Source organism: Peribacillus sp. Bi134 (assembly GCF_918698065.1).
Taxonomy (GTDB): domain Bacteria; phylum Bacillota; class Bacilli; order Bacillales; family DSM-1321; genus Peribacillus.
In genome coordinates this window covers 384,252-403,955 of record NZ_CAKKLN010000006.1, presented here as the reverse complement: position 1 = coordinate 403,955, position 19,704 = coordinate 384,252, and the positions used below count along the sequence as shown (strand labels likewise).

Genomic DNA, 19,704 nt, shown 5'->3' with positions numbered 1-19,704 from the left:
ACTCCGTTGTCGAAACGCTCAGAATCGGAGGAGATAAGAATGGGTAAAAGCAGTAAATCTAAACGATTTGTACAGCAGGGCAAAGAAAGTGTTGCCAAGCATGCTGAAAAAATCCCTTATCACACTACGTTTGAAGAAGCAGAAAAAGACAGGTTAAGAATTATGTCTGAACAAAGCTATGGTGGCTTCTAATGGGAAACAAATTATTTCAAAAGGCAAGGGAATTTGTTGAAGAAGCTCTCCACTCTGAGCATGACGGTGACCAGCAAAAGACAGAGGAAATCGCTAAAAACGCTCTTTCATCAGCCTTTGCCAATACGAACGAGGCCGAAAAAGAACAACTGCGAGAACTTCAGGAAGAGCTGGAAAACCACTCTAAATAACGTGAAAGCCTCCAGGACAGGATTCCTGGAGGCTTTCGCTTGTTTCAATTGTTATTTCGTGCCTTACCGCCTTTTTCACCGATCTCTTTATAAAAGTCTTTACCATGGGAATCAGCAGTGGCTTCCCCACCCTTTTGTCCAATTTCTTGATAGAATTCCTTATCATGATTATCCGATGTGGCTTCTCCGCCCTTTTGCCCAATTTCCCGGTAAAAATCCTTGTCGTGATTTTTAGATGTGGCTTCCCCGCCTTTACGGCCTGCTTCCTGTCTGCTCATTTTTTCGTCATTGGCCATTTTCATCACTCCTTCTAAGATTTTAAATTGGCGCTACAATATAAGAATTAGCCGTTTTGTACAGGCAATAAACTTATTACGCCCAAATACTCCCTTTTGTAATAGAAGTGTAATGGCCTAGATTTTTTGTTAATATCATTCCCTGCGGAAAGTTCCAACAATGCCTGACGTTTCTATGATGTTTGTGAAAGCGTGTGGATCCACTTCCTTGATGATCCGTTCAAGGTCATACAGTTCATACCTTGTAATGACAATCAATAACATTTCCTTAGTTTCGTTAGTGAACGCACCTTTTGCGGGAACCCTTGTAATTCCGCGAACTAATTTAGCGTGGATTGCCTGTTTAAGCTCTTCGCTTTTCTTTGTAATGATCATGGCCGTAAGCTTTTCATGACGCGTATGTATCGCGTCCACGACACGTGTCGATGTATAAAGGGTAACAAGTGTATACAAAGCTTTTTCCGGTCCATAAACAGCACCTGCCGTAACAATGATCACGCCATTCAGCAGAAATAAATAAGTACCTACAGGTTTATCTTTCTTACGTGAAAGAAGCATGGCGATAATATCCATTCCTCCAGTCGATGCACCGTATTTCAATGTGATCCCCACACCTACTGCAGCAATGACTCCGCCAAATACCGCATTCAATAATATGTCAGGTGACCAGCGTGTAATCGGAATGATTTCCATAAAGAAGGACATCAAGGCAACACTGAGGAAACTATAAAAAGTGAAAGACTTTCCAACCTTTCGCCAAGCAATGATCGTTACTGGAATGTTCAATAAAAGCAATAGAATACCTGTCGATACATTAAAAGGAGCAAAAGAACCAATCATCCTTGATAGAAGCTGGGCAACTCCCGTAAAGCCGCTTGCATATACGTTTGCCGGTATTAGAAAAAAGTTCATTGCAATGGCATTAAGCAATGCTCCGACCACAACTATGATAATTTTCTTCATTTCACCACTAAACATTCTAAAAACCTCCATTTCACCCTTATTCTATTATCTTTTTACCCTTAATTATTTATTCTATTTACGTAGAGATTGAATTTTCACCGTTACGTGCTACACTAAAAAGTAGAGTGACCACTCATTTTTCTAAAAATTGTAAAAAGAAAGCAGGTGTATTATGGCTATCACAATTCTTGCAGATAGTGCATGTGATTTGCCGTTGTCTTTCTATAAGGAAAACAATGTTTCATTAATCCCTTTACAAGTCCATCTTGACGGGGAAAATTATGAAGATTTACTTACTATTAATTCTCACGAAGTCTATCAGGCGATGCTTGAAGGAAAAGCCCCGAAAACATCGCAAGCTTCCCCAGAATACTTTATAGAACTTTTCACACAGTTTGCCAAGGAGAAAAAACAAGGGATATATATAGCCTTTTCTTCTGAGTTATCAGGAACATATCAAACGGCAGTGATGATTCTTAATCAGGTGAAGGAAGAGTACCCTGAACTTGACATTGAAATCGTCAATACGAAATGTGCTTCAATGGGCGTCGGTTTAATTGTAAAGAAAGCGGCCGATCTGGCAGCAAACGGTGCCACTAAAGAAGAAATCCTGGCTGCCATCGAATTCCAAACGCGGCATATGGAGCATCTATTCACTGTAGATAACCTAGAATATCTGGCCCGTGGCGGCCGCATCTCCAAGACATCTGCCCTTGTTGGCGGTTTATTAAACATTAAACCGTTATTGCATGTTGAAGATGGGAAGCTTGTTCCGCTCGAAAAGATACGAGGCAAAAAGAAATTGATTAAACGTGTAATCGAATTAATGCACGAAAGAGGCAAAAATTTAACAACCCAAACGATTGCCATCAGTCATGGCGATGATGAAGAAACGGCATTGGAATGGAAGGAAGCCATCCAAAGCGAATTCGGGACAACCGACTTCATGATCCATACAATTGGCTCCGTCATCGGTGCACATGCCGGTCCTGGCACAATTGCCCTCTTCTTCTTAAACGATACCCCTGAGAAATCATAAACATACATACTCCCTTCCATAATTGTGAACAATATATATTGATCAGATAATGGAAGGGAGTTTTCACTATGTCCAAAACAACCGATGACAATAAAAGGCCCAAAGATAACCAAGCAAGAAATGCTGAAAAAAATATCGCTTATCAGGAAAACCTTACTGCAGGTAAGCACTCCTATTCGAAGAAAACGGACCATAAATGAAGCGCGGGGCTAGTCCCCTCGCTTTTTTAATATTGTTTATATAGTTGTCTTCCTATCACACTTTCTCTATAATAAAGGAAATAAACCCTGCTGGAGGTAAGTGATGGCAAAGGAAAATTCATTTGATATTGTTTCGAAAGTAGACTTTTCAGAGGTAACGAATGCAGTTACCATGGCTATGAAGGAAATACAGACTCGCTATGATTTTAAAGGGAGCATAAGCAGCATCTCAATTGAAAAAGAAGACCTGGTTCTAGTATCCGACGATGAATATAAGCTCGATCAGCTGAAGGATGTTCTCATCAGTAAGCTCATTAAACGTGACGTACCCGTCAAGAACCTGGATTATGGCAAATTAGAAGGAGCTTCTGGCGGAACCGTTCGCCAACGGGCTAAGTTAATTCAAGGCATCGATAAGGAGCAAGCAAAAAAAATCAATACCATCATTAAAAATAGCGGTCTTAAAGTGAAAAGCCAAATCCAGGATGATCAAATCCGGGTTACCGGTAAGAACCGGGATGATTTACAAGGAATCATTTCCGCGATCCGGGGCGCTGATCTGTCCATTGATGTACAGTTCCTAAATTACCGCTAAGTATTAAGGACTCACCACTTTGGGTGGGTCTTTTTTTATTTGTTGCAACGGCCTCCATAAGAGTTCATCCCCCCTTTTTCTTCAAATGAATCGCCTTCATGGAACATGGAAAGACTAGTCATGTTCCCTACAGTTAAAACATTAAACAAGACTTAAATTGGGTATTTTTTCCATGTTTTCTTTTTCCTAAAAGAAGGAATAGAAAAAGCATAGATAATTAAATGGGAGGCGTTTATATCTTGACTACTCAAAACCAAAATCAGAACAAACAAGGATTTCCACCTCAACATCAGCAGCATCAACCTGGACTGGAAACAAAAATGGAACCGAACCCTGATTCAGTTAAAGCTGCCTACAAAGGAAGCGGCAAATTAAAAGGTAAAACGGCAATCATAACAGGAGGAGACAGCGGAATCGGTAAATCGGTTGCCATTTACTACGCTAAAGAAGGAGCTAATGTGACAGTTGCTTACTTGGATGAACACGAGGATGCCAAAACGACAAAAGAATTGATCGAAAAAGAAGGCCAGAAATGTTTACTCATTTCCGGTGATATCGGTGATGAAGCCTTCTGCCAGGAAGTCGTCAAAAAAACGGTTGATGAATTTGGCGGTTTGGACATTCTAGTCAACAACGCCGGAGAACAGCATGTGCAGACAAGTATCCTGGACATTTCAGCTGAACAATTGGAAAAAACGTTCCGCACGAATATTTTCTCGATGTTCCACTTAACTAAAGCTGCATTGAAGCACCTTAAAAAAGGAAGCAGCATCATTAATACAACCTCTATCACAGCCTATCAGGGCAACCCAAAACTAATCGATTACTCTTCAACAAAAGGTGCAATACTTGCATTTACAAGAGCCCTGTCGAACTCCATTTCAAAAGATGGCATCAGAGTGAACGGTGTGGCTCCAGGCCCGATCTGGACACCGCTGATTCCTGCCTCATTCGGCGAAGAGGATGTTGCCAAATTCGGACAGGATACTCCAATGGGCCGTGCAGGGCAGCCAGAGGAATTGGCACCAGCCTATGTATATTTGGCAAGTGATGATTCATCCTATGTCAGCGGACAAGTCATCCATGTAAACGGCGGGACCGTTGTAAACGGATAAGCCTTACCTTTCCAAAAGCAGTGGATTTCACAAATCCGCTGCTTTTGCTCTTTCAAGCAGGATATTACCGGTTAGCGCGGAATATATGATTGGAAGGAGTGGAGTCATTTTTGAAAAAAATTGTAGATCCATGGTTTACCGTTCAGGAATTGGACCCAAATACGTTTGCAATCAGTGAATATGGTCATTGGGAGAAAGTTCATTCCTATTTATTACTTGGGAAGACCCGAGCTGCGTTAATAGACACAGGGTTAGGCATCGGTTCGATTAAGGGGATTACAGACCGGCTTACCGATCTTCCTATTACCGTCCTGACTACACACGTTCATGCGGATCATATTGGGGGTCACGGTGATTTTGATACCATTTATGTTCATGGTGATGATGCCAATTGGCTAATCAACGGCATTGATGGCTTGTCCTTGGAACAAATAAGAAAGAACATGGCCCGGGATATAACATTACCCATACCTGAATCATTCGATCCTTTCACATACAAGCCATACCAGGGGTACCCTGATAGGCTCTTATTTGATGGGGACACGATCGATCTCGGGAACCGTAGTTTAATCATTTATCACACGCCTGGGCATTCACCTGGCCACATCTCAATTTTGGATAATGAAACAGGTTATTTATTCACTGGCGACCTGCTCTATTCAGATACCCCCGTTTATGCATTTTATCCCTCTACGAGCCCTGAAGACCTTGTTAATTCGTTAGAAAAAATCGCAAAGATCAAGGCAGTCTCCAAAATCTATGGCGGACACAACCAACTCGGCCTCGAACCAAGGATTCTTGAGGAAGTTCTAGCAGCCATTAAATATCTTAAAGGGAATAAATTAGTCAGACACGGAACAGGTGTACATGCATTCAAAAGTTTTAGCGTACATTTCTAGCAAAAAAAGGCATTGCTTTTGCAATGCCCTTTTCTTTAATAAGTCATGGCCATTGCACCTTGCTTGATCGATCTGCAGGAGTGCCTTTCCACGAAATGATGTGGAATGATGGTCCCGGCAGGAGCATCCCCAGTCTGCAGCATGTGAATGATGCCTTTAGCGGCCTGATATCCCAAATCAAAAATATTAATATCTACGGAAGTCAGGGCCGGTAATGACAGTTCAGAGAAAAGAACGTTATTGAAGCTGACGATTGACATTTCTTCAGGAGTGCGCACGCCCATCTCGCGAAGTGAATGGACGATGCCAAGTGCCATGAGATCATCACTGACCACCAAAGCGGTAGGTGGTTCATCGATGGATAGTAACCTTTTTGCAGCAGCTTGTCCCCCTTCATGCAAAAAATCTTCATGCAGGGTATATTCCATCCTTCGATCAATTCCAGCCCTCTCCAATGCCCGTTCATATCCTGATAAGCGATCAAGGGTCATCACAAGGGATTCATCACCTCCGATGAATCCAACCCTTTCATGCCCTAGCTGTATAAGGTAATCCGTTGCCTGTTCGGCTGCCAAGACATTATCATTATCAACATATGTTATCTCCTCGATGTAATCATAGGGCTTCCCAATGATTACAAATGGAAAAGCCCTTTCTCTCAAATAGGTCAGAATGTGATCGTTCATCCTTGAATACATCAGGATTATTCCATCCACCATACCCCCCTGCACCATATTCACTACTCCTTCGTAGATTTCATCTTCGGTTTTTCCCGTGCTTAGCAACAAGGAATAGTGGTTTTCCTGGGCTCCCTCACTTAGACCCTGGAGGATCGTCGGAAAAAAGGGATTTTGATAATAATCATTTGACGAACTTGGCATTACCAAACCAATGATCCTGGTCGATTGATTTGCAAGACTACGTGCAATGAAGTTTGGATGGTATCCTAATTTAGTCATCGCCTTACGTACCCGTACCTTTGTTTTTTCACTTATCCGAGGATTGTTTGCAATCACTCGAGAAACTGTTGAAGGAGCAACATTCGCTAGCTGTGCCACATCTTTTATTGTGATGGCCATGCATTTCCCCTCTCCCCTCTTAGCCTTTATTGACTTCATTTTTAAAAAAGGTGAATACCAATAAACACTTCTTTAATATTTGTTTTATATTTATACATTTTGTATGTATTCATAATACACTCAGTTCAATAGTTATATCCATACTTTTTTTAATGTTTGTTCAATTTTTCAGAAAATACTTACTTTTCCGTTTTTTTCATCTATGTTTTAAAATTCAAAAAGAAGCTGATGTATGATCAGCTTCTTCAAAAACGACAGGTGTATTGGAAAATAAGAAGTCAGACGACTAACTACATAGGTTTTAAGCTAATTTCCAATCAAGTCCATAGCAATCAATAACGATAAATCCTCGTTTCATATGGACGTAAATCAATAAGGGATACCTCAGGGCAATCATCATAATTAGCTAGTAAAAGTTCCATTTTCCCCCAATAGGAAAGGTCGATTTGATGGTGATTCATACTAAAGTTACATATTACCATGACTGAATTATCATTCATGCTTCTTGTATAAATATAAAGTTCAGGATGATCTTCCCATAACAATTCATATTCCCCATAAACGAGGACCTGATGTTTTTTTCGAAGTTCAATCATCCTTTTATAAAAATGATAAATGGATGACGGGTCATTTTTCTGCTGTTCTACATTAATGGCGCGATAATTTGGATTAACCCTCATCCAAGGTGTTCCATGGGTGAATCCGCCATTTTCAATATCGTTCCATTGCATCGGTGTTCGTGAATTATCACGGCCGCTATGCCATATAATGTTCATGATTTCATCATGAGGACGACCTTTCGAGGTCTCTATCCGGTAGAAGTTTTTCATACCGACATCATCATAATCATCAATCGAATCAAATTGGACATTCGTCATGCCAATTTCCTGACCTTGATAAATAAAAGGTGTCCCTTGCATAAAAAAGTATAGGGCCCCTATCATTTTTGCGCTTTCCAACCAAAATTGTTGATCATTTCCCCAGGTGGATACACTTCTCGGCTGGTCATGATTTTCAAAAAACAAAGCATTCCATCCTTTGTTTTTCAGCCCCTTTTGCCATTTGGTCATTGTGCGCTTTAACCCTTGAACATCAACATCGTGATTCTGTCCCCTATTCCAAAGCCCTAGATGTTCAAATTGAAAGATCATATTGAACTTCCCCTTCGATTCCCCGACCCATTCTTCCGCCTGCTCAATCCTGACGCCATTGGCCTCACCGACCGTCATGATATCATACTTAGAGAAAGTCTCTTCTTTCAACTCCTGAAGGTAATCCAGAATTCCGTCCTGATTGGTATGCATTTCAAACGCAGGTACATACTGATGCCAATAAGGATTGGGCATATCCGGAAGGCCTTCACGCTTATGAATATGCGTGATCGCATCAATCCGGAAGCCATCGATTCCCTTATCGAGCCACCAATTGACCATTTCATATAATGCCTTTCGCACATCAGTATTTTTCCAGTTTAAGTCTGGCTGCTTTTCGGCAAATAAATGTAAATAGTATTGATTGGTCCTTTCATCGAATTTCCAGGCACTTCCGGAAAAGATGCTTTCCCAATTATTAGGCTCACGGCCGTCCTGCCCATCCCTCCATATATACCAATCCCGTTTCGGATTATCGCGGGAAGAACGTGACTCGACGAACCAGGGGTGCTCATCACTTGTATGATTCAAAACAAGATCGAGTATCACCTTCATCCCACGTCCATGAACATCTTTCAATAATAGATCAATATCTTCAATTGAACCGAATTCATCGGAAACTGCTTGATAATCACTAATATCATAGCCATTATCCGCATTGGGAGATTTATAAAATGGACAAATCCAAATAACATCTATCCCCAAATCCTGCAGGTAGTCAAGCTTAGATATCAATCCTTTTATATCCCCGATTCCATCACCATTACTATCCATGAAACTGCGCGGGTATATTTGATAGCAAACCGCTTCTTTCCACCAGGTCTTATTCATGCTGTAACCTCCCGATCCTGTTTTCCACAAAGCCTTAGGGACAATGTTTGGCGGCTACCGACAATCGAGAGGCATATGATTATTTTGGTTGGTTTCGTTTTGAACGCTTAATAACCAAAGCAATGAATATACCAAAAATAAGAAGAACCAATCCTATAACTAACAGGTAAGGAATATTAATAATCGACTTAGGTGACAGCGTGTAGACTTCTGTCGTCTCCCTGTCGATTACGATAGAGTAGCTGTTGTCCTTACTGCGGACCAGATCCCCATTCAGCATACCTCTCAACTCTTTATTGCTTTCAAGCTCCTTATCAGTAAGGTTTATCGTTTGAGTTTCAGTCGTATTGTTCATGGCGACGACAATCGTTTCTTCACCATATACACGCTTGAATACCGAAGCCCCCCCTTTTTCATATAAAAGCTCCATATCCCCTTTTTTCAATGCTGGGTACATGTCTCTGAGGTCAGAAAGCTTTGTTATATATTCCACCAATTCCTGTTCTGTCTTAAAATTCATCAATTTATGATTATCCGGGGCAATATCGCCGTTCAAGGCAATTTCCGAACCATAAAATACGATTGGCACCCCTGGCATAGTATAAAGATACGACAGCGCCATTCTCCATCTGGAACCTGGATTTTCGTTATGGTCGGCTGCATCCTTTGTAAACCGGGGCATTCCCTCTGTATCCATGAACAATGCCTGATGGGCATTGCCCCCTAATTTATCTTCGCTTTTCGCAAACGCATCAAAAACAGGTTTCAATTCTTTATCGGGTGCAGCAAATGCTTTCCGTAGCTCTGAATTTTGCGGATAAGCCATAAAAGCATCGATACCCGTCTCCTTGTAGCTTGAAATCAATTCGGCATCACCTTGCACATCGCCGATTGTATAGAAATTTGATTTTTCAGATTTAACTGCATCCACAAATTCCTTCCAAAAATCCTTCGCAGCGTATTGGACTTTATTTATACGGTATCCATCAATATCGGTTTCCGTTATCCACCATTTGGCAGCATCCAGTAAATATTTTCTTGTTTCCTCATTATCTTGATTCAAATCGGGAAGACCATCGACCCAGCCTGTTTCCAAATCCGTTTGGCTACCGTCCTTGGAAATCTTTTTTTCTTCATGGAACCAATCTTGTTTTTTTTGATCGGTCAGCCAAGTGGAGTCAGGACCCACATTATTTGCTTGAAAATCAATGATCACCTTCATATCACGTTTATGTGCCTCATTCACGAGTTTTTTAAACTCTTTCATTGTCCCATAGTGTTTATCCGTTTTATAAAAATCGGCCACCCAATCGCCATGATAGCCTTTTTCATCGTTAGCGAAAATCGGTGAAAGAATGATAGCGGTATAACCCATATCTTTTAAATAATTAAGTTTCTTCGTGACACCTTCGAAATCCCCACCATTAAACGCGGAAGGGTCATTCACGTTCGCATCTCCATTATTTTGAGTATTCCCATCGAAAAATCTGTCGACCAATAATGAATATACGATTTCATCCTTCCAAGTTCGTTGTTCTTTTTCAGCTGCTCCTACTGGAATGGCGTAAAAAAGAAGCAACGGAATTAAAGCGAGTGATAACACTCTTTTTCTCATATCCGCTCTCCTCCTAGCTATCTCTTTACGCCTTTAAGATTAGCCTTTTGACCCCTTAACGTCAAATCCAATTTATAAAAAACTTTACACTAAAGGGACAAATTGGGGATACTGGTTATGGTTTCTGAATTAAAAAAGGCAGAACATGATTAACGTTCTTTATTTATCGTCTTGACCGCTTTATCCAAAGCCCTTTTTGGTTTTGCTTTTTGAGTGGTCATTTCATCCATGGCTGAATTCATCGGTCCCCATACCTTATTCATTTCCGGAATATTCGGTACTGGTTCAGCGTATTGTAATTGTATGCTTAAGGCTTGTGCCCTTTCATTTTCATTGATTGCGGCATTGTGTTTGATTGATTTATTCGGAGGGATTTCCCCTGTTAAATCATAACGCTGCATTGCATTATCATCATTAGTCAAATATTCAACTAACTTCGTAGACCAATAAGGATGTTTTGTGAATGCTGTTACATGCCAGCCTTTGATTTCCATGAACGTTTTCATTGGCTTGCCATTGGGCAATTCAGGCATGGGGGCAATTCCTGTATCCTTCCGCTCGGTAAATGAGTTCCCGTCACTCATGATAGAAGCCAAATTCCCTTGCATGAACAACTTTTCGATCGCTGCCTTGTCGCCTTTGGGAATCAAACCCGCCCTATACCATTTTTGGATGTATGCAGCCCCTTTTATGGCACCCTTATTATTCAAACCAATGTCGGAAGGGTCTAGTTTCCCATTCTTATCTTTAAATATATAACCTCCCATTCCAGCGATTACTCCATACGAATCATGGAAACCATTCCATTTGGCGTAGTAACCATGAACGTCACCCTTTCTTAATTCCTTCGCCATTTTATAAAGGCCATTCATCGTCTCAGGAGCCTTAGCCATCAATTTTTTATTATAAAAGAAAACGGATGTGTTTACGGATTTCGGCAATCCAAATACCTTATCTTGATACATTTCCCCCCTAATTGAAGGTTCAATGAAGGCATTCAATACCTCATCTTCCACCTTCACTTCCTGAATTAAGCCTTCCTTCACGATTTGCCCGACTCTTTCATGAGAAAAAGTTACGACATCCGGGGCCTTTCCGTTTCCGATTGGCCCATCACGACGAAGCCGTTCATACATCTCGGTAGCTATTTCAAGCTCTTCATGCTCAACGTTGATTCCATATTCTTTTTCAAAAGCTTCAATCACCGGCTTTAGGGCCTCCGCTCTACCTTTTTCCTCCCAAATGATCAATTTTTCCGGCTTCGCTTCATTGCTGGCTTCGTCTTCCTTTTCCTTATTTTCTTCTTTCACTGCTTCATTTTCCAAATCTGAACTGGAACCACAAGCACTTACACTAACGATCAAAAACATGGACATGAACAAATGAAAAATCAGCTTCTTCACTTTGATTCTCCTTTTTAAAATGTTTATTCTATCATGTCCAAAAGCACCAAATAATACTGTTTTTTCAGTTCAGTACTTCAAATAAAGCCACTTAATGAAAGCGATGCCAAAGCTATTGTTATCATTATATGAACGGCTTTGGTTTTTACAACATTTTCCTTGGTGTATTTATTTCCTTGTAGTGATGAACACTTTTTGTTATTTTTTAGTTAATAAGTGCTTCTTTCAATTGAAATAGGGTATATAACCATATTGAAAAAGCACTTAACCTGGCTAGTGCAGCTTCATAGAGATCCCCCCTCATAAACAGCTGGAAAGTTTCCTTTTTCACATCCTCAAATACTTATAGAATTGGAGTGGTTTTATATGGAATTTTCATCCATACACCATAGACCTAATGACAATTACGGCTATCCCATCAACACTGAAACCCTACATATCCGCCTACGTACGAAAAAACAAGATATCTCCTCAGTTGGATTGATTTTTGGTGATCCATACATATCAGATAATGGTCAATGGCAGTATGAAGAAATTCCCATGAGCTTGTCAGGCAGCGATAACCGTTATGATTATTGGCATATTTATGTGAAACCTCCTTACCGAAGAATACGATATGGGTTCAAGGTAACCTCAGAAGAAGAAAGTGCATTTTACACGGAAAAGGGCTTCTTTAAAGAAGCCCCCCGAGATCCAGGATGCTATTTCGCGATTCCCTATCTACATCAAAATGAAGTTTTCGGGGCACCGGAATGGGTCAAGGATACAATTTGGTACCAAATTTTCCCTGAACGTTTTGCGAACGGAAACCCCGATAACGATCCGGAAGGTGTGAAACCCTGGGGAAGTGAAGATCCGGCGGTGGATAATTTTTTTGGCGGGGACTTTGAAGGAATCATTGAACATTTGGATTACCTAGAGAATCTCGGCATCAACGGAATCTATTTTACGCCGATTTTCCATGCCCACTCCAATCATAAATACGATACGATTGATTATCGGAGTATCGATCCGCAATTCGGAACGAAGGAAACATTGAAAACGCTAATAGCCGAATGCCACAAACGGAATATCCGGGTCATGCTCGATGCCGTTTTTAACCATAGCGGCTACTATTTCCCCCCTTTTCAGGATTTACTCGAAAAGGGAGAGAAATCGAAATATAAGGATTGGTTCCACCCACACAGCTTCCCTCTTAAGGGAGGGGAAAGGCCCAATTATGAAACATTCGGTTTTTTTGAATCGATGCCAAAATTGAATACGGCAAATCCGGAGGTGAAAGAATATCTGCTCGAAGTCTCGGCTTATTGGATCAAGGAGTTCGATATAGACGCCTGGCGGCTCGATGTGGCAAATGAAGTCGACCAGCCATTCTGGCGTGAATTTCGAACAACGGTGAAAAAAATAAAGCCTGACCTTTATATTCTTGGGGAAATTTGGCATGACTCAATGCCATGGCTTCGCGGCGATCAGTTCGATGCCGTCATGAATTACCCTTTCACCAACCAAGTTTTTCGCCTGGTCGCCTCACAAACCATCAAAGCACGCGAGTTCACAGAAGAAATGACAGCCATCTATCACAGTTATCCGACCAATGTTTTTGACGTGACATTCAATCTTCTTGGAAGTCATGATACACCGCGGATTTACACGGATTGCGGGGAAGATCTAGCTCGAGCCAAGCTCATCCACGCAATCCTGCTGACATTCAATGGCAGCCCTTGTATATACTATGGCGATGAAATCGGCTTAACCGGTGGCATGGATCCAGGGTGCCGAAAATGCATGGTCTGGGAAGAGGAAAAACAAAACACCGAGCTGCTCAATGAAATTAAGGCATTGATCCACTTGCGAAAAGAAGAACGATTACTTGCCAATGACGGGAAGTTCAAATTCCTTGATACAGCCGGAAACGAAAATATCGTGGCCTACCAAAAGTATAATGAAAAACGTTCTGTCGTGGTCCTCATCAATCCGACGGATGTCCAGCAATCCTTTACCCTCCCTTTTGATTTGGAAGGACGTACACTAACGGATTTAAGAACAAAGGAAACCACACAAGTTGGCAAATTTGAATTGAGCGGTTATCAATATAAAATTCTCGCAATCAATCATTGAGGCATTGAAAAAAACGGGGCAATGAAAATCGCCCCGTTTTTTTCATTCGATTATCTGGATATCATATTCTTTGAACCATACATGGGTTTGTGCCAAGTGAGCGAGCAGCTGTGGACCTGACATCAATTGCCCGAACCACGGCACTTTAAAAGCGGCACCCCTGGAATCTACTATATCGGTTAGCTTCTGCTTATCGAAAAACTCATGCAGCACCGAACTTTTATCCATCAGTAAGTCTTTCAACCACGTCTGCACACGGTCTGTATATATAGGGTTATGGGTTTTTGGATATGGACTTTTTTTACGATACAATACTTCATCCGGTAGCAGCCCCTTCAAAGCCTTCCTTAGAATACCCTTTTCACGGTTGCCTTCCATTTTCATTTCCCAAGGAATGTTCCATGCATATTCAACAAGGCGATGATCGGCAAATGGCACGCGCACCTCTAGACTTGCCCCCATACTCATCCGGTCCTTCCTGTCAAGGAGCGTCGTCATGAACCATAATAAATTCACATAGAAAAGCTCTCTTCGCTTTGCTGCTACACCGCTTTCGCCTTCCAATTTAGGCGTTTCGGCAAGGGTGGTCAAATAAGCTTCCTGCGCATATTCCTCAAGCTTCAATTTCTCGCGCCATCCCTTTTTCAATAAAGATACCCGCTCATCCGTAGATCTCATCCATGGAAAACCAGCACGATTCAAATCATCCTCACGATGAAACCAAGGATAACCGCCAAAAATTTCGTCCGCACATTCACCGGACAGGCCTACGACAAAATCTCGCTTGATTTCTTTACAAAACCAAAGTAAGGAAGAATCGACATCCGCCATGCCTGGGAGGTCTCTTACAAGGACTGCTTCCGTTAAATAATTTGTCAACTGCTCTTGGGTGATGATCGATGAATGGTGTACCGTGTTAAAACTATCCGACATCTTTTTAATCCAATACCCATCAGAGTTTGGCTGAAAATCATTTGCTTTAAAATAACGCTCATTATCCTCATAATCAATGGAATACGTATGAAGCGGCCCTTTCCCTTCTTTTTGATAGGCGTTTGCAGCAATGGCCGTTATCGCGCTTGAGTCAAGCCCTCCTGATAAGAAGGTACACAGCGGAACATCTGATACAAGTTGCCGCGTCACTGCATCTTCGACAAGAAAGCGAACCTTCTCGGCCGTCTCATCAAGAGTATCCCGGTGTTCTTCGCTTTTCACATTCCAGTATCTCCAAATCCGGAGGCCTTTCCTTGATAAGGTAAGCGCATGGGCAGGCCTTAATTCCTGGATATTATGAAATATGCCTGAACCTGGCTTTCGGGATGGACCAACACCAAAAACCTCAGACAGCCCTTCGCGGTCAATCTCCGTTTTAACATCCGGATGGGCCAGAATCGCCTTCAGCTCCGATCCGAAAATGAACCCGCCGTCCCTTTCCGCGTAAAAGAATGGTTTTACCCCCATGCGATCTCTTCCAACGAATAATTTCTGTTCCTTTTCATCCCAAATCGCAAACGCAAAAATCCCATTGAACAAGTCAATGCATTTTTCTTTCCATTCTATATAAGAAGTTAGCAAAACTTCTGTATCAGAATGACCGTTAAAGGAATATCCTTTTAATAATAGCTGTTTACGAATATCCTCGGTGTTATATAGCTCACCATTATAACAAAGCGTATATCTGCCGTTTTCGTGATTTTTCGTCATCGGCTGTTTTCCGCCTTCCGCATCGACAACCGTTAACCGTTTATGACCAAAGGCAACATGGGCTTCGCTCCAAACATTTTCTTCGTCTGGCCCCCGCTTTGCCAACGTTTTTGTCATGTTTTCCAGCGTTTTCGTTTTTGTCCGTAAATCTTTTTGAAAATGCACCCAGCCTGTTATCCCACACATTTTACACTTCATCCTTTCTATCCGGACTATCAAAAATATATTGGCTCCCTGTCTTAAAAAGATTTACAGTCCCTAAGTATCGCTCAGCAGCATTCCGTAGGAACCCCCTGCCCACAACGCCCGGCGTCGTTAATGAATTGTTGAGCAAAGCATCCCGTGTTTAAACATAGCCTATGCAAAGACGGAAAGATGGTTATTTGTCCATAATATTTTAAAATATACAGTTATATTTTCATTGGATTTTGACTAAAAAGTAGGTGAGGATTCCACTATTGGAGGTATATGTATGAGTCAGCAACAACGAACTAAGTTAATGAACAGGCAAACAAGAGCTTTTACCGAAGGAACAGTGGAAAATATCAATCAACAATGGATTTTTTTCGATGATGAAACAGATGAGGCCTGCTCCATTGAAGACCACGTTGACAGCATCATCGAAGTTTACAGGGGTGGGCGCTGGCAGCAAGGAGTAATTGAAGAAGAGGGGAAAATCCTGCTTCATCGGGAAATCACCTTCTTAAGGGAAAATGAGCCCATTCGGATACGCAAAAAACTGCTCTACTCTTTTGAACGTTTATTGGAAGAATTGAACGACGATTCTTTTTTCCAATTTGTAACGACATTGAATTCACTTGATTTTTCTATTTATGATTGTATATATAGCTATAACCAGCTCACCTTTTTAAGGGCAGTCCCAAACCAGTCCGGCGTGAATTTCTTCACCTTTGATAACGAGAGCCAAATTTGTCTCGTTCAGCACCACTTTTCTTACGGGAAAAAGGATCATGATCGTTTTGAATTCACCCTGAACACCGGAAAAAGGATCGTCATTGAGAAAGTGAATTCACAATAACGGGTAAAAGAAAACGGGTAAATGAGATTTCCTCATTTACCCGTTTATAATTCTGTATTAAAAAAAGTCCATTCCTTGTGGCAGCGAAAGTCCTAAATAAAGGACGAATACAAGCGCTACGATAAACAATGTCCACATGGCACTTGTGCTTTTTCCTTTTTTCGTACGGACCAGCACCATTTCCATCGCCGCAATCACGATGATTCCAACAATCATTTTTACTGCGTAAGCACCAAAATCAGTGATCAGCATGCCGCCAGTAAGGAAAATCAATAGATAGAACAACCGTGTTATCATATGTAGCATTTTCGCTTTCGGGTTTTCACCTTTAAGCATCGAATATGTGACAAAGAAAAGAATGATTCCGATAACCCAAGCTGTAATATGCATATGTGTCATTTTTTTGCCCCCTCGTTCAGTTTCCATTTCATCATATCATAGGCTTTTACAAAAAAACAAAACTAAGGACCCACCTGAATGGGTAAAACCAACAATTTAATGAACATCATTTACATTTCTTCTTAACTGGTCCCTACTTGCGCATAACCGGCTTTTTACCATATGTAAAAAAATGCCATATATATTCAACCGGCCCGTAATAAAACAGACCCATCCACAATAAGGAAAGCAGAATTTGCAGGCAAAACAGGGCTATTAGGAAAACAAATCCTGTCGTATAGGAGACTGATCCATATAAACCAAGCCCATATGAATAAAAAATGGCCGTACATACCATCGATTGGAACAAGTAATTGCTCATCGACATCCTTCCGATATACGAAAACGGTTGTAATAGGCGGGAAGCCCCTGCCCGCTCCGCCAAAAGCGCGATTGCCGTGATATAAAAAACCGTAAGTAACGGTCCTCCCAAATAATCCTGCACGAATATCGTACCAAAATGGTATACCGTCACATATGGCAGAAACTTAATTGACATCCCCAATAGCAAACTTACAATCGATATCGTTTTCAATTGTCGTTTATATTGGGTTGGATTTTGAAGAAAGCCTTGTTTTGCAACGCCTGCTCCCATTAAAAAAAACGGAAAAATCGATAAGAAAAGGATAATGGCATTAAAGGGGTTGTTCACCATATACCAATCCAGCGCCCTTTGACTCATTATTTCCGTAAATGTACCAGATTGATAAGCTTCCAAAGACTGTTTCATCATCTCCGAATCAGTCGTGATTGCCATCGAATCCCCTTCAAAAATGCTCATTATAAGAAATGAACTCAATATCGCAAAAGGCAGGACATAACAAACCGAGCCTAGCAGAATTAAATTCCTGCCCCTCATCTTATAAAAAAACAAAAAGGCAAACCCAAATACAGCATAATTAATGAGGATGTCCCCATGCCAGATGAAAAAAGCATGAATGCATCCAAGTATCAACAGGAAACTTAGCCTTTTCATATATAGCAAAGGAAATGAAGTACCCTTTTCTTCACTCCTTACAGCCAGTATGATCGCCCCGAAACCGAACAGAAAGGCAAATAACGGATAAAAGCTGGCCTGTGCGACAATATCACTGAATACATACAAAATCCTGTCCCATCCTCCAGCCCACCGCTCGGCACCATCTATGTACAAGAGCGGCGAGTGGAAAGAAGGCATATTCACTAAAAAAATCCCTAAAATGGCTAATCCACGTAAAATATCGATGCTTTCGATCCTTTTACTTTCCTGCAATGGTACCATCGTGCCCTTCATAGGTACACCCACTTTCATCCATACAGCTTTTCTATAACTCCATTGCACCATCTTTAACTTTTGTGACCGCTTTTTGCTTTTTTATCAGTATGACAAACAAGCTGCCCAATAAGCAAAAGATTCCTGCAAGGAAGAATGCCCATGTATAGGAGTTGAATATTTTGAAGATAAGCCCTCCACCATACGCCGCCACTGCTGCACCGACCTGATGGGCCGCGAATATCCACCCGTATACGATCCCGCTTTTCTCCATGCCAAAGACTTGCCTTGAAATGCTAATGGTCGGAGGAACGGTGGCAATCCAATCCAAGCCATAAAAAACGGAAAAGATGATCAATAGGCCAATTGAGCCTTCATTTAGCGCAAAAGGAAGTAATACGAGGGAAGCACCCCTCAGAGCGTAATACCAAAACAATAGCCAACGGTTATCAAAACGATCTGATAACCACCCGGATACAGTCGTACCAATCAAATCAAAGATTCCCATGAAAGATAGCATTGATGCTGCCGTCACAACCGGTAAACCAAAACTAATGCAGTAAGAAATGAAATGTGTGCCGATCAACCCGCTCGTCGAAAGTCCGCATATAAAAAAGCTTCCTGCCAATAACCAGAACTCCTTCACTCTCACTGCTTCAATCAACGACTGAAAGGCCATGGCGATGGGGTTCTTCTTTTGGACTGTAACAGCCTCCTGATTTTCTTCTTCTAATCCATATGGAAGAGTGCCCACTTCCTTCGGATTGTTTTTCATGAACAAAAGGATGATTGCCAGCATGATCAAGCTAAGGACCAAAATTAATCCAATCGCCCATCTCCACGAGTAATTCTCAATGATGATGGCTAAAACCGGAAGTAAAATGAGCTGACCTGTGGCCGTACTTGCCGTGAGTATCCCGACCGCCAGTCCCCGCCTCTTTTCGAACCAACGATTTGCCACATATGGGCTCAATACCGTTAAAAACACTCCAGAACCCAATCCAATGATAATTCCCCAGATAAGAATGAGCTGCCATTCATGCTCCATGAAAAAAGTGAGTAAAATCCCTGCCAATAAAGTGGACATGGCCAATACCATCATTTTCTTCAATCCAAGCACTTCAATTAGAGCGGCCATGAATGGACCCGATAATCCATAAAGAAACAAACTTATGGCGAAGGCTAAAGAAATGACGGACCGATCCCACCCGAACTCATTTTCAAATGGAACGATGAATACTCCCGATGATGACCTAACGATTCCGGCTACAATAATCGAGAAGAATGTTATGATTAAAATAACCCAGCTATAATGTATACGTTTCAATGCTCTCCCCCACAATCCAAGACTCCTACAATAAACATGATGAAAAAATGAAAAACAAAATAATTTGAAATATTTTATAATAGTAACACTTTCTCGTTAAACAGGAAGCTTTTTATCGAAACAAATTCCAATGCTCTTGAATGAACATCCTTATCCAACAATGGCATGAGTTACTGCGGCTTATTTATGAATGGAAACATATCGGCCCCGCAATCTTCATTTATCAAGTCCGATATCTTCATAGCTTAATATGAAAC

The 19,704-nt window shown here is 41.3% G+C and carries 18 protein-coding genes and 1 pseudogene; 9 read left to right on the top strand and 10 right to left on the bottom strand.

The window, feature by feature from the left end:
* The first annotated feature begins 39 nt into the window (after nt 1-39).
* Together LQ188_RS15790 and LQ188_RS15785 are read left to right on the top strand one after the other, a co-directional pair.
* On the top strand, nt 40-192 hold the full coding sequence (locus LQ188_RS15790; RefSeq protein ID WP_202190617.1) for a hypothetical protein: 153 nt from the start codon (nt 40-42) through the stop codon (nt 190-192).
* Nucleotides 192-383 carry a DUF3813 domain-containing protein gene (locus tag LQ188_RS15785; protein ID WP_101224136.1) on the top strand — a complete coding sequence of 64 codons (192 nt, stop codon included), beginning with the start codon at nt 192-194 and terminating at the stop codon, nt 381-383. The genes LQ188_RS15790 and LQ188_RS15785 overlap by 1 nt, the downstream gene beginning before the upstream one ends.
* 47 nt (nt 384-430) lie before the next feature.
* On the opposite strand, the pseudogene LQ188_RS15780 reads toward LQ188_RS15785, so the two are convergent.
* Nucleotides 431-679: pseudogene (locus LQ188_RS15780) on the bottom strand (general stress protein); the annotation flags it as partial.
* A 135-nt stretch (nt 680-814) separates the two neighbouring features.
* Nucleotides 815-1,657 carry a YitT family protein gene (locus LQ188_RS15775; protein WP_230177369.1) on the bottom strand — a complete coding sequence of 281 codons (843 nt, stop codon included), beginning with the start codon at nt 1,655-1,657 and terminating at the stop codon, nt 815-817.
* Nucleotides 1,658-1,814: 157 nt separating this feature from the next.
* Between LQ188_RS15775 and LQ188_RS15770 the strand changes: the two genes are divergently transcribed.
* From LQ188_RS15770 to LQ188_RS15750, 5 genes are all read left to right on the top strand, one after another.
* A complete protein-coding gene (locus LQ188_RS15770) occupies nt 1,815-2,681 on the top strand; it encodes a DegV family protein (protein ID WP_230177367.1) in 867 nt (288 codons plus the stop codon).
* Between the two features lie 68 nt (nt 2,682-2,749).
* Entirely contained in the window at nt 2,750-2,881 is a 132-nt protein-coding gene (locus tag LQ188_RS15765; protein WP_082196697.1) for a DUF3941 domain-containing protein, read from the top strand.
* Between the two features lie 103 nt (nt 2,882-2,984).
* Nucleotides 2,985-3,476, top strand: coding sequence for a YajQ family cyclic di-GMP-binding protein (locus LQ188_RS15760; RefSeq protein ID WP_101224139.1), 492 nt, complete (start codon nt 2,985-2,987; stop codon nt 3,474-3,476).
* A 221-nt stretch (nt 3,477-3,697) separates the two neighbouring features.
* Nucleotides 3,698-4,591 (top strand): SDR family oxidoreductase, encoded by an 894-nt coding sequence (locus LQ188_RS15755; RefSeq protein WP_101224140.1) that lies wholly within the window; start codon nt 3,698-3,700, stop codon nt 4,589-4,591.
* A 119-nt stretch (nt 4,592-4,710) separates the two neighbouring features.
* On the top strand, nt 4,711-5,490 hold the full coding sequence (locus LQ188_RS15750; protein ID WP_230177443.1) for an MBL fold metallo-hydrolase: 780 nt from the start codon (nt 4,711-4,713) through the stop codon (nt 5,488-5,490).
* 35 nt (nt 5,491-5,525) lie between these two features.
* On the opposite strand, the gene LQ188_RS15745 is transcribed toward LQ188_RS15750, so the two are convergent.
* The 4 genes from LQ188_RS15745 to LQ188_RS15730 form a co-directional block, all read right to left on the bottom strand.
* Nucleotides 5,526-6,569, bottom strand: coding sequence for a LacI family DNA-binding transcriptional regulator (locus LQ188_RS15745; RefSeq protein WP_101224141.1), 1,044 nt, complete (start codon nt 6,567-6,569; stop codon nt 5,526-5,528).
* 332 nt (nt 6,570-6,901) lie between these two features.
* Nucleotides 6,902-8,551, bottom strand: coding sequence for an alpha-glucosidase (locus tag LQ188_RS15740; RefSeq protein WP_230177365.1), 1,650 nt, complete (start codon nt 8,549-8,551; stop codon nt 6,902-6,904).
* A gap of 79 nt (nt 8,552-8,630) precedes the next feature.
* Nucleotides 8,631-10,166, bottom strand: a complete 1,536-nt coding sequence (locus LQ188_RS15735) for an alpha-amylase family glycosyl hydrolase (protein ID WP_230177363.1) — start codon at nt 10,164-10,166, stop codon at nt 8,631-8,633.
* Between the two features lie 149 nt (nt 10,167-10,315).
* The gene (locus LQ188_RS15730; protein ID WP_230177361.1) at nt 10,316-11,569 is read right to left on the bottom strand and encodes an extracellular solute-binding protein; all 1,254 of its coding nucleotides are present in this window, start codon (nt 11,567-11,569) and stop codon (nt 10,316-10,318) included.
* Nucleotides 11,570-11,935: 366 nt separating this feature from the next.
* On the opposite strand from LQ188_RS15730, the gene LQ188_RS15725 reads away from it, so the two are divergent.
* The gene (locus LQ188_RS15725) at nt 11,936-13,687 is read left to right on the top strand and encodes a glycoside hydrolase family 13 protein (protein ID WP_230177359.1); all 1,752 of its coding nucleotides are present in this window, start codon (nt 11,936-11,938) and stop codon (nt 13,685-13,687) included.
* Nucleotides 13,688-13,729: 42 nt separating this feature from the next.
* Here LQ188_RS15725 and asnB read toward each other — a convergent pair whose 3' ends face one another.
* The gene (gene asnB / locus LQ188_RS15720; RefSeq protein ID WP_230177358.1) at nt 13,730-15,577 is read right to left on the bottom strand and encodes an asparagine synthase (glutamine-hydrolyzing); all 1,848 of its coding nucleotides are present in this window, start codon (nt 15,575-15,577) and stop codon (nt 13,730-13,732) included.
* A 286-nt stretch (nt 15,578-15,863) separates the two neighbouring features.
* Here asnB and LQ188_RS15715 point away from each other — a divergent pair, with 286 nt between their 5' ends.
* Nucleotides 15,864-16,430, top strand: coding sequence for a DUF2777 domain-containing protein (locus LQ188_RS15715; RefSeq protein WP_020018810.1), 567 nt, complete (start codon nt 15,864-15,866; stop codon nt 16,428-16,430).
* A 57-nt stretch (nt 16,431-16,487) separates the two neighbouring features.
* Here LQ188_RS15715 and LQ188_RS15710 read toward each other — a convergent pair whose 3' ends face one another.
* From LQ188_RS15710 to LQ188_RS15700, 3 genes are all read right to left on the bottom strand, one after another.
* Nucleotides 16,488-16,829, bottom strand: coding sequence for a YisL family protein (locus LQ188_RS15710; RefSeq protein ID WP_101224146.1), 342 nt, complete (start codon nt 16,827-16,829; stop codon nt 16,488-16,490).
* A gap of 133 nt (nt 16,830-16,962) precedes the next feature.
* Nucleotides 16,963-18,141, bottom strand: coding sequence for a DUF418 domain-containing protein (locus LQ188_RS15705; protein WP_230177357.1), 1,179 nt, complete (start codon nt 18,139-18,141; stop codon nt 16,963-16,965).
* A gap of 31 nt (nt 18,142-18,172) precedes the next feature.
* Complete coding sequence (locus LQ188_RS15700) at nt 18,173-19,447, bottom strand: MFS transporter (RefSeq protein ID WP_101224438.1); 1,275 nt, start codon at nt 19,445-19,447, stop codon at nt 18,173-18,175.
* Between the last annotated feature and the right edge of the window lie 257 nt (nt 19,448-19,704).

Bases quoted from the DNA above. Each gene is read 5' to 3' on its own strand.
- LQ188_RS15790 (WP_202190617.1), top strand. From the start codon at position 40: ATGGGTAAAAGCAGTAAATCTAAACGATTTGTACAGCAGGGCAAAGAA.
- LQ188_RS15785 (WP_101224136.1), top strand. From the start codon at position 192: ATGGGAAACAAATTATTTCAAAAGGCAAGGGAATTTGTTGAAGAAGCT.
- LQ188_RS15775 (WP_230177369.1), bottom strand. From the start codon at position 1,657: ATGTTTAGTGGTGAAATGAAGAAAATTATCATAGTTGTGGTCGGAGCA.
- LQ188_RS15770 (WP_230177367.1), top strand. From the start codon at position 1,815: ATGGCTATCACAATTCTTGCAGATAGTGCATGTGATTTGCCGTTGTCT.
- LQ188_RS15765 (WP_082196697.1), top strand. From the start codon at position 2,750: ATGTCCAAAACAACCGATGACAATAAAAGGCCCAAAGATAACCAAGCA.
- LQ188_RS15760 (WP_101224139.1), top strand. From the start codon at position 2,985: ATGGCAAAGGAAAATTCATTTGATATTGTTTCGAAAGTAGACTTTTCA.
- LQ188_RS15755 (WP_101224140.1), top strand. From the start codon at position 3,698: ATGGGAGGCGTTTATATCTTGACTACTCAAAACCAAAATCAGAACAAA.
- LQ188_RS15745 (WP_101224141.1), bottom strand. From the start codon at position 6,569: ATGGCCATCACAATAAAAGATGTGGCACAGCTAGCGAATGTTGCTCCT.
- LQ188_RS15740 (WP_230177365.1), bottom strand. From the start codon at position 8,551: ATGAATAAGACCTGGTGGAAAGAAGCGGTTTGCTATCAAATATACCCG.
- LQ188_RS15735 (WP_230177363.1), bottom strand. From the start codon at position 10,166: ATGAGAAAAAGAGTGTTATCACTCGCTTTAATTCCGTTGCTTCTTTTT.
- LQ188_RS15725 (WP_230177359.1), top strand. From the start codon at position 11,936: ATGGAATTTTCATCCATACACCATAGACCTAATGACAATTACGGCTAT.
- asnB (WP_230177358.1), bottom strand. From the start codon at position 15,577: ATGTGTGGGATAACAGGCTGGGTGCATTTTCAAAAAGATTTACGGACA.
- LQ188_RS15715 (WP_020018810.1), top strand. From the start codon at position 15,864: ATGAGTCAGCAACAACGAACTAAGTTAATGAACAGGCAAACAAGAGCT.
- LQ188_RS15710 (WP_101224146.1), bottom strand. From the start codon at position 16,829: ATGACACATATGCATATTACAGCTTGGGTTATCGGAATCATTCTTTTC.
- LQ188_RS15705 (WP_230177357.1), bottom strand. From the start codon at position 18,141: ATGAAGGGCACGATGGTACCATTGCAGGAAAGTAAAAGGATCGAAAGC.